Origin of the sequence: Nocardioides abyssi, from assembly GCF_030412915.1 — a bacterium.
Classification (GTDB): Bacteria; Actinomycetota; Actinomycetes; order Propionibacteriales; family Nocardioidaceae; genus Nocardioides; species Nocardioides abyssi.
Map to the genome: position 1 here is coordinate 213,588 of NZ_JAUHJR010000004.1, position 14,848 is coordinate 228,435.

A 14,848-nucleotide genomic window follows, 5' to 3' on the forward strand; every position below is an offset into this window, starting at 1 on the left:
AACGCCCCGACGCCCTGAGGCGTCGGGGCGTTCGCGTGCTCGGGTCCTGTGGTCGCCGCGCTGGTCGCCGCGCTGGTCGCCACGCCAGTCGCTGCCGCGGCCGTTCCGCGACCTTCCTCGGTCCGGATCAGGTCGCGCCGCCGCCGGGGACCAGCAGGAACGGCGTGCCGCCGAGCGACCGCAGCCCCGGCAGGTCGACGACGGTCATCCCCACGACGGTCCCGTCGGGCAGGGCACGCAGCTCGTCGCGGACCCACGGCCAGGGCCGCGGCGCGGACCGTGGGTAGGAAACGACGACCGCCGGCAGCCCGTCGAGCAGCGAGACGCCCAGGTGCACGGTCATCGGCAGGGTCTCGACCAGCGCACCATCGCGGCGCACGAGGTTGACGCCGACCAGCGCGGTGCCCTCGCGGCGGAAGCGCTTGCCGTGCCAGGCGCGCAGGCCGATGAGCCCGAGACCGCGCGGTGCGACGGTGCGCAGCGGCGCCACGAACGAGGCCCGCAGGTCGCCGGCCAGCACCTCCTCGGGCGCGAGCGGGCGCAGCCCGGACCAGGCGCGGCGCAGCGAGCGGACCGAGTGCGTCATGGGGTCACCTCCGCCGGGGCTGCCGCTGGCTCCCCGGGGGCGGGGCGGGCGTCCACCGGCACCCGTCGTACGCCGCCGGCGACCGCCGCGGGGAAGCGGGCCGCGAACCGCTCGGCGAACCGCTCGGCCAGCGCCGTGATCGTCAGGGACGGGTTGACCCCCAGGTTGGCCGGGATGACGCTCGCGTCCGCGACGAAGAGCCCCGGGTGGCCGTGCACCTCGTGGTCGGCGTCGACCACGCCGTGCTCGCGGTCGGCGCCCATGACGGCGCCGCCGAGGATGTGCGCGGTGATCGAGAGCCCCCCGACGGACTCGCCGAGCAGGTTGAGCGGCCGGCCGCCGGAGGACTCGGCGAACGCGCGGGTGACCTCGTTGGCCACCGGCAGGTAGCTCGGCGGGCGCGTGCCGCCGGTGAGCCGGGAGCGCAGGACCCGCCGCCACGGCCGCAGCGGCGAGCGGCGCAGGTCGAGCGCGAGCTCGCTGTCGTGGTGCTGCATGGTCGTCAGCACGGTCAGCCGCTGGAGGAACCCGCGGGCGGCCAGCAGCCGGGCCTGCGCGCCGGGCCGGGCGGCCAGCGCCGCGAGCGTCCGGCGTGCCCGGCGGCCCGGCCGCTCGTCGTCGACCAACGGGCCGACCTGGAAGCGCATGTGCCAGCCGCCGACGTAACGGTTCTGGGTGGTGTGCGTCCGCTCGTCGGGGTGGAAGTCGCTGGAGATCGTCGGTCCGCGCGAGAGGTCCTCGCCCGGCGGCTGGAGGATCGCGGTGAGGGCCTCGGAGTTGGTGCGGACGTGCTCGCCCAGCCGCGGGGAGACGTGCGGGAGCGTGCCGAGCTCGTCGCGGCAGCGGTGGAGCAGCTCGAGCGTGCCGAGGACACCGGCGGCGAGCACGACCCGGCGGGCGCGGACGACCGACTCCCCGCCACGCCGCCACGGGTGGCGGGTGCGGACGAGGTAGCCACCGACCGGCAGCGGCTCGAGAGCGTGCACCTCCTGCTCGGCGCGGACCTCGGCGCCGTACCGCTCGGCGAGGTGGAGGTAGTTGCGGGTCAGCTGGTTCTTCGAGCCGTAGGGGCAGCCGAGCAGGCACTCGCCGCACAGCCGGCAGCCGGTGCGGTCGGGCCCCTCCCCGCCGAAGAACGGGTCCGGCTCGGTGACGCCCTCGTGGCCGAAGTGGATCGCCACCGGCACCGGCCCGAAGGTCGAGCCCGCGCCCACCGCCTCGGCGGCCGCGCGGAGGTGGTCGTCCATCGGCCCGAGGTGGGGGCTGCGGACCCGGCCGAGCATCCGCGCGGCGCGGGCCAGGTGCGGCGCGAGGTCGCGGCGCCAGTCGACGCCGAGGGCGGTCATCGCGGGCGCGGCGTAGAAGTCGTCGCCCGGCTCGAGCAGCACGCCGGCCCACACGATCGAGCCGCCGCCGACGCCGGTGCCGCCGATGATCGCCATGTGGCGGAAGATCCGCTGCCAGAAGAACCCGCGCATGCCGACCGACGGCTGCCACAGGTAGGCCCGCGGGTCGCGGCGGGCGCGCAGCAGGTCGTCCTCGGAGAGCCGGCGGCCCTTCTCCAGCACGACCACGCGGTGGCCGGCCTCGGTCAGCCGCAGCGCGGACACCGCACCGCCGAAGCCGCTGCCGACGACGACCACGTCGGCGTCGTACGCCGGCTCCGCCGGTCCGCCTGCCGACCCGCCTGCCGGTCCGCCCACGGGTCCCTGGGCCGCGCGGTCGGGAGGGCCGCTGATCGTGCTCGCGCTCGTCACGGCCGGAGGCTACCGGTCGCCGTGCCCGCCCACCGGCGGCGTGACGGGCGTCTCGTCGGGGCCGCGGCGCAGCCCTCCGCACGTGGGGTCCACCACCCATCTTCGGTCCGGCGGGACCGCTGCGGTCCGGACCACCAGGCGTGCGCCCGTAACCTGGGGGGCACCGGACCCCTGCTCCACCCCGCCGCCGGACCACCCGGGAGGACCCCCCCCTGTGCTGCTGCTGATCGCCGCTCTGCTCGCGGCAGCAGCATTGTCCCCGTGGGTGGTGCTCCGCACCGGGCCCCGCTCCTTCCTCGCGCTCGCCCTGGTCCCCCTCGCGGGCACCGGGTACGTCGCGTGGCGCGCGCCCGACGTGCTCCACGGCGGCACGACGGTCGAGGTCCACCCCTGGGTCGGCTCGATCGGCATGGACCTCGCGTTCGCGATGAGCACCCTGCAGTGGGTGATGGCGCTCATCGTGCTGGGGATCGGTGCGCTCGTCCTCGCCTACTGCGCGTGGTACTTCGACGACGACGACACCGGCGTGCCGAGGTTTGCCGGCGTCCTGGTGGCCTTCATCGGCGCGATGCTCGGCCTGGTCCTGGCCGACGACCTCCTGGTGCTCTACGTCTTCTGGGAGCTCACCACCGTCTTCTCGTTCCTGCTCATCGGGCACGACTCCGATCGCCGCAGCAGCCGCCGCGCCGCGATCCAGGCCCTGGTCGTGACCACCTTCGGCGGCCTGGTGATGCTCGTCGGCGCGATCGTGCTCGGCAACCAGGCCGGCACGTTCCGGATCAGCGAGATCCTCGCCGATCCGCCCGGTGGCACCGCGGTGACCGTCGCGGTGCACCTGCTGCTCATCGGCGCGATCAGCAAGTCCGCGCTGCTCCCCTTCCACTTCTGGCTGCCCGCCGCGATGGCGGCGCCGACCCCGGTCAGCGCCTACCTGCACGCGGCGTCGATGGTCAAGGCCGGCGTCTACCTCGTCGCGCTCCTCGCCCCCGCCTTCGCCGGCGTCGCCGGGTGGCGCGCGGTGCTGCTCACCCTCGGCGTCGCGACGATGGTGCTCGGCGGCGTCCGCGCCCTGCGCCAGCACGACCTCAAGCTGCTGCTCGCCTACGGAACCGTCAGCCAGCTCGGCTTCCTGGTGCTCGTGCTCGGCACCGGCACCCGCAGCGCGGTCATGGCCGGCCTCGCGCTGCTGCTGGCCCACGCGCTGTTCAAGGCCACGCTGTTCCTCACCGTCGGCATCATCGACCACAGCACCGGCACCCGCGACCTGCGCCGGCTCAGCGGCCTGGGCCGGCGGATGCCCGTCCTCGCGGTCGCGGCCACGATCGCCGCGGCGTCGATGGCCGGCCTCCCGCCGCTGCTGGGGTACGTCGCCAAGGAGAGCGTCCTCGTCGCGCTCCTCGACGTGGCCAAGGAGGGCGACGGCACCGGGATGGGCCAGCTGAGCGGCTGGCTCCTCGTGGCCGGCGTCGTCCTCGGCTCGGTGCTCACCGCGGCGTACTCCGCCCGCTTCGTGTGGGGCGCCTTCGGCGACCACCTCGAGGTGTGCGCGGGCGAGCCGGCCGAGGTCCACCGCCCGTCCCCGGCCTTCGTCGCGGCGCCGGTCGTGCTGGCGGCGCTGACGCTGGTGCTCGGCTTCCTCGGCCACCCGCTGACCGAGGCCCTCGCCGGGCACGCCGACACGCTGCCCCCCGGCGCCCACGAGCCGGAGCTGACGCTGTGGCACGGCGTCGGCACGCCGCTGCTGCTCACCCTCGTCTCGCTCGTCGTCGGCGGCGCGCTCTTCGTCGCCCGCCGACCGGTGGCCCAGCTGCAGGCGCGCTTCGTCCACGACTGGAGCCTCGAGCGCAGCTACCGCGGCGGCATGCGCCTGCTGGACCGCGCAGCCGTCGAGCTGACCGGTGTCGTGCAGCGCGGCTCGGCGGCGGCGTACCTCGGCATCATCCTGGTCGTGGTCGTCGTCGTCCCGGGGTCGGTCATGCTCCGCGGCCTGGGCGACCTGCGCATCCGCGCCTGGGACACCCCGGTGCAGGCGGTGATCGGCGTCGTGGTGGTCGTCGCCGCGATCATGACCGCCCGCTCGCGTCGCCGGATCCGCGCCGTGCTGCTCGTCGGGGTGACCGGTTACGGCACCGCGCTGCTCTTCGTGGTCCACGGGGCGCCGGACCTCGCGCTGACCCAGGCGCTGGTCGAGACCCTGACCGTCGTGGTCTTCGTGCTGGCGCTGCGGCGGCTGCCGGAGTACTTCACCGACCGTCCGCTGAGCCGCCAGCGCTACGTCCGCGCCGTGATCGGCGTGGCCGTCGGCCTGGTCAGCGCCGGCTTCCTGCTCGTCGCGGCCGCCGCCCGCACCGCCGACCCGGTCTCCGTGGCCCTGCCGCAGGAGGCGGTCGACTACGGCGGCGGCAAGAACATCGTCAACGTGATCCTGGTCGACACCCGCGCCTGGGACACCCTCGGCGAGATCGCGGTCCTCATCACCGCCGCCACCGGCGTCGCCAGCCTGATCTTCATCAACACCCGCGGCTCGGAGATCCGACGCGTCCACGAGATCCCCTACCCGGACTCGGTCACGAAGGTCCCGACCGCGCCCGGCCGCCGCGCCTGGCTGCCCGGGTCGCGGACCCTGCCGCCGGACAAGCGTTCGATCATCTTCGAGGTGATGACGCGGCTGGTCTTCCACACCCTCGTCGTCATCTCGATCTACCTGCTGCTGGCCGGCCACAACGCGCCCGGCGGCGGCTTCGCTGCGGGCATGACCACCGGCCTGGCGCTGGTGGTCCGCTACCTGGCCGGCGGCCGCTACGAGCTCAACGAGGCCGCCCCCGTCGACGCGGGGCGGCTCATCGGGTCCGGGCTCGCGATCGCCGCGCTGGCGGCCGTCATCCCGATGGCCTTCGGCGGCGAGGTGCTGCAGTCGGCCGTCTTCGACGTGCCGCTCGGCCCGCTCGGCAAGCTCCACCTGGTGACCTCGGTCGGCTTCGACATCGGCGTCTACCTCGTCGTCGTCGGACTGGTCCTCGACCTGCTCCGCGCGCTCGGGTCCCACATCGACCGCGACATCCAGCGCGCCCTGCGCGAGACCGAGGAGGCGAGCACCGCGTGACCGACGTCAACCTGACCCTGGTGGTCATCTCCGCTGTGCTCCTCGGCAGCGGCGTCTACCTGCTCCTGGAGCGCAGCCTCTCGCGCGTGCTCGTCGGCCTCGTCATGATCGGCAACGGCGTGAGCCTGGGGTTCCTCGTGGCCGGCGGCCCGGCCGGCAAGGCGCCGATCGTCGGCGAGGACGGCGACGGCACCGGCATCGCCGACCCGCTCCCCCAAGCCATGGTGCTCACCGCCATCGTCATCACGATGGCCACGACGGCGTTCGTGCTCGCCATGGCCTACCGCAGCTGGCAGCTCAACGGCCACGACGACGTCCAGGACGACGTGGAGGACGCCACCGTGCGCCGGCTCGCGACCATCGACGTCACCTCCGAGGCGTACACCGCCACCACCTCCGACTTCCCGGGCGACGACTCCAGCGGCGACCCGGGGCAGGGGCCCGACGACGACCCGGTCGGCCTCGACCCCCGCACCGGCGACCCCGCCGAGAGCGACCCGCTGCGCGCCGACGCGGCCGAGACCGAGAGGTCCGGCTCGTGAACGCCCTGGTCCCCCTTCCCGTCCTCCTCCCGATCCTGGGCGCCGGCGTCTCGCTGGCCCTGGGCCGGCACCCCCACATCCAGCGGTGGCTGAGCCTGGCCGTGCTCGGCGGCGTGGTGGCGGTCGCCGGGGTCCTGCTCGTGCAAGCCGACCAGCACGGTCCGCAGACGGTCTGGATCGGCGCCTGGCCCGAGCGGCTCGGCATCGTGCTGGTCGCCGACCGGCTCGCCGCCCTGATGCTGCTGGTCAGCGCGATCGTGACGCTGGCGGTCCTGGCGTACTCCGTCAGCCAGGGCATGACCGAGGACGAGGAGGGCGCGCCGCTCTCGGTCTACCACCCGACGTTCCTCGTGCTGGTGGCCGGCGTGGCCAACGCGTTCCTCGCCGGCGACCTGTTCAACCTGTTCGTCAGCTTCGAGATGCTGCTGTTCGCCAGCTACGTGCTGCTGACCCTCGGCGGCACCGCCACGCGGATCCGGGCCGGCACGATCTACGTGCTGGTCAACCTGTTGTCCTCGACGCTGTTCCTCATCAGCCTCGCGGTCACCTACGCCGCGACCGGCACCCTGACGCTGGCCGACCTCGCCGACCGGCTCGAGGAGCTGCCGGACCACGTCTCGCTGATGATCCAGCTGCTGCTGCTGACGACGTTCGCGATCAAGGCGGCGGTCTTCCCGCTGTCGTTCTGGCTGCCCGACAGCTACCCGACCGCACCGGCGCCGGTGACCGCCGTCTTCGCGGGCCTGCTGACCAAGGTGGGCATCTACGCGATCCTGCGGATGCAGACCCTGCTCTTCCCCGACAGCCCGCTGACCGACCTGCTGCTGTGGGCGGCCCTGCTCACGATGCTCATCGGGATCCTCGGCGCCGTCGCACAGTCCGACATCAAGCGCATGCTGTCCTTCACGCTGGTCAGCCACATCGGCTACCTGGTGCTCGGCGTCGCCCTGGGCAGCCGCGAGGGCACCGCCGGCACGACGTTCTACGTCGTCCACCACATCACCATCCAGACCGCGCTCTTCCTGGTGCTGGGCCTGGTCGAGCGCCGGGCCGGGAGCACCGCGCTGATGCGGATCGGTGGCCTGGCGCGGATCGCGCCGCTGCTGGCGGTGCTGTTCTTCATCCCGGCGATGAACCTCGCCGGCATCCCGCCGTTCTCCGGCTTCATCGGCAAGGTCGGGCTCTTCCAGGCCGCGCAGTCCGACGGCTCCGCGCTGGCGTGGACGCTGGTCGCCGGCGGCGCCCTGACGAGCCTGCTGACGCTGTACGCCGTCTCCAAGACGTGGGCGGTCGCCTTCTGGCGCTCGCCGAAGGAGGCCCACGAGGCGCTCGAGGCGATCGGCGCGACCGACGACCCCGACGGCGAGCCGGTGCCCGGGCACGACACCCGTGCGGTCCACGAGCACCGCGGCCACGTCCACACCGCCGGCGGCACGGTGTCCCGCGCCGACATCGAGCAGGCGCGACGGCTCGGCGACGACGACATGCCCGACCGCGACTTCTACACCCTGATCGAGGCCGGCGAGGACAACCGCCACTCCCCTGGCGGCATGCTGGCGCCGGCGGCCGCACTGGTGACCCTCAGCGTGCTGCTCAGCGTCGTGGCCGGTCCGCTCTACGCCTTCTGCGACCGGGCCGCGACCGACCTGCACGACCGCGAGCCCTACCTGACCTCGGTGCTGACGGGTGAGGACCGGTGAGCCCGGTCCTGCGCACCCGGCGCGACGGGAGCACCCGGCCGGCCCGCCACCGCGCCGTGCAGCCGCTGGCGGTGCTGTGGCTGACGCTGGTGTGGCTGGCGATGTGGGGCGAGGTCACGCCCCTGCTGGTCATCGGCGGCGTGCTGGTGGCGGTGCTGGTGTGCCTCGCGTTCCCGCTCCCGCCGATCGACCTGGCCTCCGGTGTGCGACCGCTGGCCCTGGCGCGGCTGGTCGGTCGCTTCCTCGTCGACGTGGTGCGCGCGAGCTTCCAGGTCTCCGGGGTGGTGCTGCGCCGCCGCCCGGTGCGCAACGCGGTCGTGGCGGTCGACCTGGAGAGCTCCTCGGACTTCGTGATGACGCTGGTGGCCTCGATGCTCTCGCTCATCCCCGGCTCGGTGGTCGTCGAGGCGCGGCGGTCGACCCACACGCTCTACCTCCACGTGCTCGACGTGCCCGACGCGGCGAGCGTCGAGGCCTTCCGCCGCGACGCGCTCGACCTGGAGCAGCGCGTGCTGCGCGCGCTGCCGCCCGATGCCCCGGTAGCCCCTCACGCCCCTGACGCCCCCGAGGAGGTCGGCCGATGAACGTCGTCCTGGCGGTGGCCGCCGGCATCCTGCTGGTCGCTGCGCTCCTGCTCGTGGTCCGGATGACCCTGGGCCCGACCATCCTCGACCGCAGCGTCGCCCTCGACGTCCTCGTCGCGGTGACGGTCTGCGCGATCGCGCTCTACAGCGCCAGCAGCGGGTCGACGTACGCCCTGCCGGTGCTGGTCGTGCTGGCCGGCTGCGGGTTCGTCAGCGCCGTCAGCGTGGCCCGCTACGCCAGCCGCAGCGACGACCTGCGCCCGGGCACCGGCGACGACGAGCGCTTCACCGGGAGGTCCTGATGAGCTGGACGACCCCCGTGGACGTGCTCGCCGCCGTCTGCATCCTGCTCGGCGCCGTGCTGACGCTGATCGCCGCGATCGGCCAGGTGCGGATGCCGGACCTGCTGAGCCGGATGCACGCAGCGACCAAGCCGCAGGTGCTCGGCACCGTGCTCGTCGTCATCGGCCTGTCGCTGAGCCTGCGCGACCCCGCGGTCGTCGGGATGCTGCTGCTCGTGGTGCTCCTGCAGATGGCCACCAGCGTCGTCTCCAGCCACATGGTCGGCCGGGCGTCGTTCCGCGCCGGCCAGGTCCGCGACGACCTGCTGGTCGTCGACGAGCTCAGCGACGGCGACGCCCACGAGGAGCCCCGCGGCGCCCCGTGACCCCCAGGCCACGGGGCGCGCCACGGGACGCGCCGCGGGGCGCCCAGGTCAGTCCTGGGCCTTGGCCAGGTGCAGCCAGGTGTCCACGACGGTGTCGGGGTTCAGCGACATCGACTCGATCCCCTGGTCGAGCAGCCACCGCGCCAGGTCGGGGTGGTCCGAGGGACCCTGACCACAGATGCCGACGTACTTGCCCTGCGCCTTGCAGGCCTTGATGGCCAGCTCGAGCATGTACAGCACGGCCGGGTCACGCTCGTCGAAGGACTCCGCGACCAGGGCCGAGTCGCGGTCGAGGCCGAGCGTCAGCTGGGTCATGTCGTTGGAGCCGATCGAGAAGCCGTCGAAGTGCTCGAGGAACTGGTCGGCGATCACGGCGTTCGACGGGATCTCGCACATCATCACGACCTGCAGGTCGTTCTTGCCGCGCTCGAGGCCGTGGGTGCCGAGCAGGTCGATGACGCCGGCCGCCTCCTTGGTGGTGCGGACGAACGGGATCATGATCTTGACGTTGGTCAGCCCCATCTCGTCGCGCACGTGCCGCAGCGCCTCGCACTCCATCGCGAAGCACTCCGCGAACTCCTCCGAGAGGTACCGCGACGCGCCGCGGTAGCCGATCATCGGGTTCTCCTCGTCGGGCTCGTAGCGCTCGCCGCCGACGAGGTTGGCGTACTCGTTGGACTTGAAGTCGCTCATTCGCACGATGACCGGCTCCGGCGCGAACGCCGCGGCGATGGTCGCCACGCCCTCGGCGACGCGCTGGACGAAGAACTCCCGCGGACCGGCGTACGCCGCCGTGAGCTCCTCGACCTCCGCGCGCAGGTCGGCCGGGAGCGACTCGGGGTCGCGGGCGAGGTCGAGCAGCGCCTTGGGGTGGATCCCGATCTGCCGGTTGATGATGAACTCCAGCCGCGCCAGCCCCACGCCGGCGTGCGGCAGCCGGGAGAACGCGAACGCCTGCTCGGGGGTGCCGACGTTCATCATGATCTTGACCGGGATGTCGGGCATCGAGTCCAGCTCGGTGCGCTCGACGTCGAAGTCCAGCTCGCCGTCGTAGACCAGGCCGGTGTCACCCTCGGCGCAGGAGACCGTGACGGCCCGGCCGTCCGCGAGGTCCTTGGTCGCGCTGCCGGTGCCGACGACCGCCGGGATGCCGAGCTCGCGGGCGATGATCGCCGCGTGGCAGGTGCGCCCGCCGCGGTTGGTGACGATGGCCGAGGCGCGCTTCATGATCGGCTCCCAGTCGGGGTCGGTCATGTCGGCGACCAGCACCTCCCCCGAGTTGAACTCGTGCATGTCGTCGACCGACGTCAGCACGCGGACGGCTCCGGCGCCGATCTTCTGGCCGATGGCACGGCCCTCGACGAGCACGTCGGCGTCCTTGGTCACGGCGCGGTCGATCTTGTAACGCTCGAGCGCGCCGGTGCGCCGCGACTGCACGGTCTCGGGGCGCGCCTGCAGCACGTAGAGCTGGCCGTCGAGGCCGTCCTTGCCCCACTCGATGTCCATCGGGCGCCCGTAGTGCTCCTCGATGGTCAGCGCGTGGCGGGCCAGCTCCTGCACCTCGTCGTCGGTCAGCGACAGCAGCCGACCCTCGGCCGGGGCGACGTCGACGAACTCGGTCGTGCGGCCCACGGTGGCGTCATCGGTGTAGACCATCTTGGTCGCCTTGCCGCCCACGCTGCGCTTGAGCACCGCCGGCCGGCCGGCCCGCAGCGCCGGCTTGTAGACGTAGAACTCGTCGGGGTTCACCGCGCCCTGCACGACGCCCTCGCCCAGGCCGTACGCCGACGTCACGAACACCGCGTCGGTGAAGCCGGACTCGGTGTCCATCGTGAACATCACGCCGGAGGCCGCGAGGTCGGAGCGGACCATCCGCTGGACGCCGGCCGACAGAGCGACGTCGGCGTGCGCGAAGCCGTGGTGCACCCGGTAGGCGATCGCCCGGTCGTTGTAGAGCGAGGCGAAGACCTCGCGGATCGCGGTCAGCACCGCGTCGATCCCGCGCACGTTGAGGAAGGTCTCCTGCTGGCCCGCGAACGACGCGTCGGGGAGGTCCTCGGCCGTGGCCGAGGAGCGCACGGCGAACGACGGCTCCTCGCCGCCCTCGCCCGCCGACTCCGCGGCGAGCCGCTCGAACGCGCTGCGGATGTCGGCCTCGAGGTCCTCGGGGAACGGCTGGCCCACCACGGCCTCGCGGATCTCGCGCCCGACCTCGGCCAGGCGGCGTACGTCGTCGGTGTCGAGGCCGTCGAGCAGCCCGGCGATCCGCTCGGCGAGCCCCGTCTCACCGATGAACCGGTGGAACGCCTCCGCCGTGGTCGCGAACCCGTCCGGCACCCGCACCCCGAGGTCGGAGAGCTGGGAGACCATCTCTCCGAGCGAGGCGTTCTTGCCGCCGACCTCCTCGAGGTCGGACAGGCCGATGTCGGAGAACCACCGGACGTTCGAGGCGGGCTGGCTGCTCATGACTGGGTCCCTTTCGTGCTGCTGGTGTCCTGCTGGCGGCGGGCGCGCTTGCGGGCGCCCGCCTTGAGGGTCTGGAGGATGAGCGCGGAGATCTCCTCGACGGACTTGGCCGAGGAGTCGATGACGGGGATCCGGCGGGCCGCGAGCAGCGCGTCGGCGCGGCGCAGCTCCCAGCGGCACTGCTCGGGCGAGGCGTAGCGCGACCCCGGCCGGCGCTCGTTGCGGACCCGGCTGAGCCGGTCGGCCGTCGTCGTGAGGCCGAAGCAGCGCTCGAGGTAGGGCTGCACGACCTCCGGCAGCTCCGAGCGGTCGAGGTCCTCGTCGACGAGGGGGTAGTTGGCGACGAAGAGACCGTGCTGGAGCGCGAGGTACATGCTCGTCGGGGTCTTCCCGCAGCGCGAGGGCGCCAGCAGGATCACGTCGGCCTTCTCCAGCGCCCGCAGGCTCTGCCCGTCGTCGTGCTCGATGGTGAACTCCACCGCTGCCATCCGCGCGTTGTAGCGCTTGATGTCGCCGACGCCGTGCAACCGGGCCGCGGCGCGCTGTCCGCGGCGGCCGAGGATCGACTCCACCCGCTGCATGTGCATGTCGAAGAAGTCGATGATCGGCGCCGTGGTGCGCGCCAGCTCCGCACGAACCTCGTCGCTCGCGGCGGTCGTGAAGACCAGCGGCGCCACGGGGCCCTCCGCCGCCTCGTCGAGCAGCGCGACCACCCGGCGCGCGTCCTCGACGGTGTGGATGAACGGGATGAGCGTCCGCTCGAACTGCAGCTCCGGGAACTGCAGCAGCAGCGCGTTGCCCATCGTCTCGGCGCTGATGCCGGTGGAGTCGGACAGGAAGAAGACGGGTACGACGCCCTGCTCGCTGCTCGCGTTCATCTCCCGCCTTCGTCCGCCCTCGTCGGTGTCGACCGGTCCTCGGTCGCCCCGGTCCGGGGTGCCTGCACCGTAGACCGTCCCGCACCCCGGTGGCCGGACCGTCCGTCCCTGCGGGCGGGTCCGTCCCGCTCCGCGGCACCCGCCGGACACCCCGTCGGCTCGTACTGGGGGGACACCCCGTCGGCTCGTACTGGGGCCGGCACGGCGGTCATTGCGGGACGTCCGGGCGGTCCGCGACGCATGAGCGGCGTCACATCGGGTACCAACGTCGGTGACGGCCCGGGCCTCCCCCCAGTGCTCAGGACGTCCGCGGGCCGCGACCTCCGGGTCGCGGCCCGTCCTGCTCCCCGGCTCCGGGCGCGTCAGGCGTAGGCGAGCTCGGCGGTCACCCGGGTGCCGGCTGCCCGCTCGAAGTGCCAGCTCTCGCAGACGTGGTCGACGATCGCGAGCCCGCGCCCGCTGAGCGCGTGGTCGTTGAGCTGGACCGCCTCGAGCTCGTCGACGTCACCGCCGTCGACCACGCTGAGCCACAGCAGGTCCGGACGCACGCACCACGAGACGGCGATCGTCCGGTCGGCGTTGGGGCGGCCGTGCACGAGGCCGTTGGTGAGCAGCTCGCTCACGACGAGACCGGCGTCGTCCACCACCGTCTCCCGGATGCCGGAGCGACGCAGGTCCTCGGCCAGCAGGTGCCGCGCCCGCCGCACGCTGGCCGGCTCGTAGGGGAGGTGGACGGTCACGCAGGTCTCGTCGTCGTGCTGGGGCCCCATGCGTCGCTCCTCGCGCTGCTGTCGGTGTCCACCGGTCCCGTAGCCCTCCGACCGGGGTCCGAAACGGGGTCTCACCGATCGGGCCGGGTCTATGCGCGCCGTTACCGATCTGTGGTCCGGTCGTTGATCACCCGCACACCTCGAAGGTCGCGCGCATAACCGACGCGGGGGCGGTTTCCCGCTCGGGACGCGGCAGAGCGGCGGTCCGGCGCCTCGGTTCCGGGTCGCGTCGAACCTCCCAGCAGACCGCGTCCGTGTGCCTGTGCGCCATCCGGTCTACGCCGCTCGTACGGACACCTGGGCCGGACACCCCGTCCGGACGTCTGGACCGCGGTGCTCCCCCGGATCCCGCGTCCTGCCTGGCAGCCCAGCCCCGCGGTGTGGACGCGGTGTTGCCGTCCCTTTGCGTTCCGTGGTGGAAAAAGTTGCCAGGGGTCACCCTTCGACCTGATGACATCGGTGCCCGGGCGCCGTCCAGACGAGAGGGGACTGCCTCATGCGAGGCCTGCGAAGCACAGCACTGGGGGGAGCGGCCGTCCTGGCCGCAGCGGCAGCACTGGCCTCCCCCCTCATGACCACCGCCGCCACCGCCGGCTCCATCCAGTCGGCCGGCCACTCCATCCAGACCGCCGACGCCGAGAAGCACCTGAGCATCGACGGAGGCATGACCGTCACCGAGACGATCTCCTGTGCCGACGGGTACTTCGCCACCAGCGGGGGCTTCCTGGCCGACGCCGTCGATGACGGCGACGTCTCTTCGGTCTTCGTCACCACGAGCAAGCTGTCCGGACTGGCGTCCTGGACCGTCGTCATCCGCAACGACAACGACGTGCGGGCGCAGGGCAAGCTCAAGGTCTCCTGCGTCGCTCTCACCACCGCGGCGGTGCAGGACAAGCACTCACACGGCTTCACGGCGACCGACGCCGTCAAGCATGGCCCGTTCAGCAAGACCGGAGCCTCGCTCGAATGTGGGACGGGGCAGATCCCCTATGCCGTCGGCTACGAGACCAGCGTCCCGGTGAACCTCAGGCGAGCGTGGGTCGACGCCAAGGCAGGAACCGCCGACCTCGCGGTCGAGTTCATCGACGACAAGGCCACGGTGACCTACAGCGCACGCTGCCTCGACGCCGCAATGACCAGCCCGCGCGCGAAGGACGCCCCGGCTGTCGTGGCGACCGACGTGGCCGAATCCTTCGCCGCAGGTGAGGGCATCACCGAGGGCAACATCGCGTGCCCCAGCAACACCGTCTCGCTCACACCGTCGTTCTCGTTCGAGGCCGACCTGGGCCTGGCCTTCCTCGGTAGCGACCCGCGCGGCACGCAGCGGATGTTCCGCTTCGCGAACCCGTTCGACGAGGCCACCGACACCACCATCGGCGTGACCTGCATCGGCGCGGCACCGGCGGCGGCCGACCCGGTGCAGAAGATCACCATCAACCCCAAGGCGACCAAGAACTCGGGCAACAGCACCGTCAAGGTCGAGGTGTCCTGCGTCTTCAAGTGCGCGGTGACCGTGAAGCTCTACGGCCGGTGGGCCGGCTCCCAGGTGATCGCGGTCGGCAAGGCCACCGTCGGGGCCGGTGGCACCAAGTTCGTCACCCTCAAGCCGAAGTCGGCCTTCTGGAAGGACTGGGTCCTCAAGAACTCTGCCGGCACGGTCGAGGCCGTCGCTGGCTCCAAGAAGGCGACCCAGGACATCACCTTCTTGGCTCCCTGAGCGGCACCCCTCCAGGACCCCCTGTCACCGCGCTCGGGCGCGGGGCAGGGGTTTCGCCGTTCCTGCCTCAGCGCTCCC

At 72.8% G+C, this 14,848-nt stretch carries 12 protein-coding genes; 7 read left to right on the plus strand and 5 right to left on the minus strand.

Annotation, left to right across the window (positions count from 1 at the left end; translation table 11 throughout):
- Window positions 1-127: 127 nt before the first annotated feature.
- Both QWY29_RS11905 and QWY29_RS11910 read right to left on the minus strand, forming a co-directional pair.
- Entirely contained in the window at window positions 128-586 is a 459-nt protein-coding gene (locus QWY29_RS11905; RefSeq protein WP_300961098.1) for a hypothetical protein, read from the minus strand.
- The gene (locus tag QWY29_RS11910; RefSeq protein WP_300961100.1) at window positions 583-2,343 is read right to left on the minus strand and encodes a GMC oxidoreductase; all 1,761 of its coding nucleotides are present in this window, start codon (window positions 2,341-2,343) and stop codon (window positions 583-585) included. Before QWY29_RS11910 ends, QWY29_RS11905 begins: the two co-directional genes overlap by 4 nt.
- Window positions 2,344-2,557: 214 nt before the next feature.
- On the opposite strand from QWY29_RS11910, the gene QWY29_RS11915 reads away from it, so the two are divergent.
- The 6 genes from QWY29_RS11915 to mnhG are packed head-to-tail and all read left to right on the plus strand — an operon-like array spanning window position 2,558 to window position 8,939.
- Window positions 2,558-5,446 (plus strand): Na+/H+ antiporter subunit A, encoded by a 2,889-nt coding sequence (locus tag QWY29_RS11915; RefSeq protein ID WP_300961102.1) that lies wholly within the window; start codon window positions 2,558-2,560, stop codon window positions 5,444-5,446.
- Window positions 5,443-5,988 carry a Na(+)/H(+) antiporter subunit C gene (locus QWY29_RS11920; RefSeq protein WP_300961104.1) on the plus strand — a complete coding sequence of 182 codons (546 nt, stop codon included), beginning with the start codon at window positions 5,443-5,445 and terminating at the stop codon, window positions 5,986-5,988. The genes QWY29_RS11915 and QWY29_RS11920 overlap by 4 nt, the downstream gene beginning before the upstream one ends.
- Window positions 5,985-7,688, plus strand: coding sequence for a Na+/H+ antiporter subunit D (locus QWY29_RS11925; RefSeq protein WP_300961106.1), 1,704 nt, complete (start codon window positions 5,985-5,987; stop codon window positions 7,686-7,688). Before QWY29_RS11920 ends, QWY29_RS11925 begins: the two co-directional genes overlap by 4 nt.
- On the plus strand, window positions 7,685-8,272 hold the full coding sequence (locus QWY29_RS11930) for a Na+/H+ antiporter subunit E (RefSeq protein ID WP_300961108.1): 588 nt from the start codon (window positions 7,685-7,687) through the stop codon (window positions 8,270-8,272). Before QWY29_RS11925 ends, QWY29_RS11930 begins: the two co-directional genes overlap by 4 nt.
- A complete protein-coding gene (locus tag QWY29_RS11935) occupies window positions 8,269-8,574 on the plus strand; it encodes an MrpF/PhaF family protein (protein WP_300961109.1) in 306 nt (101 codons plus the stop codon). Before QWY29_RS11930 ends, QWY29_RS11935 begins: the two co-directional genes overlap by 4 nt.
- Window positions 8,574-8,939, plus strand: a complete 366-nt coding sequence (gene mnhG, locus QWY29_RS11940; protein ID WP_300961110.1) for a monovalent cation/H(+) antiporter subunit G — start codon at window positions 8,574-8,576, stop codon at window positions 8,937-8,939. Before QWY29_RS11935 ends, mnhG begins: the two co-directional genes overlap by 1 nt.
- Before the next feature lie 48 nt (window positions 8,940-8,987).
- Here mnhG and ppsA read toward each other — a convergent pair whose 3' ends face one another.
- The 3 genes from ppsA to QWY29_RS11955 all read right to left on the minus strand — a co-directional run bounded on the left by ppsA (window position 8,988) and on the right by QWY29_RS11955 (window position 13,053).
- The gene (ppsA, locus tag QWY29_RS11945; RefSeq protein WP_300961111.1) at window positions 8,988-11,405 is read right to left on the minus strand and encodes a phosphoenolpyruvate synthase; all 2,418 of its coding nucleotides are present in this window, start codon (window positions 11,403-11,405) and stop codon (window positions 8,988-8,990) included.
- Window positions 11,402-12,283 (minus strand): pyruvate, water dikinase regulatory protein, encoded by an 882-nt coding sequence (locus QWY29_RS11950; protein WP_300961114.1) that lies wholly within the window; start codon window positions 12,281-12,283, stop codon window positions 11,402-11,404. Before QWY29_RS11950 ends, ppsA begins: the two co-directional genes overlap by 4 nt.
- A 362-nt stretch (window positions 12,284-12,645) precedes the next feature.
- A complete protein-coding gene (locus QWY29_RS11955) occupies window positions 12,646-13,053 on the minus strand; it encodes an ATP-binding protein (protein ID WP_300961116.1) in 408 nt (135 codons plus the stop codon).
- A 571-nt stretch (window positions 13,054-13,624) separates the two neighbouring features.
- Between QWY29_RS11955 and QWY29_RS11960 the strand changes: the two genes are divergently transcribed.
- Window positions 13,625-14,770, plus strand: coding sequence for a hypothetical protein (locus QWY29_RS11960; protein ID WP_300961118.1), 1,146 nt, complete (start codon window positions 13,625-13,627; stop codon window positions 14,768-14,770).
- Window positions 14,771-14,848 lie beyond the last annotated feature (78 nt).

Bases quoted from the DNA above. Each gene is read 5' to 3' on its own strand.
- QWY29_RS11905 (WP_300961098.1), bottom strand. From the start codon at position 586: ATGACGCACTCGGTCCGCTCGCTGCGCCGCGCCTGGTCCGGGCTGCGC.
- QWY29_RS11955 (WP_300961116.1), bottom strand. From the start codon at position 13,053: ATGGGGCCCCAGCACGACGACGAGACCTGCGTGACCGTCCACCTCCCC.
- QWY29_RS11950 (WP_300961114.1), bottom strand. From the start codon at position 12,283: ATGAACGCGAGCAGCGAGCAGGGCGTCGTACCCGTCTTCTTCCTGTCC.
- QWY29_RS11960 (WP_300961118.1), top strand. From the start codon at position 13,625: ATGACCACCGCCGCCACCGCCGGCTCCATCCAGTCGGCCGGCCACTCC.
- ppsA (WP_300961111.1), bottom strand. From the start codon at position 11,405: ATGAGCAGCCAGCCCGCCTCGAACGTCCGGTGGTTCTCCGACATCGGC.
- QWY29_RS11935 (WP_300961109.1), top strand. From the start codon at position 8,269: ATGAACGTCGTCCTGGCGGTGGCCGCCGGCATCCTGCTGGTCGCTGCG.
- mnhG (WP_300961110.1), top strand. From the start codon at position 8,574: ATGAGCTGGACGACCCCCGTGGACGTGCTCGCCGCCGTCTGCATCCTG.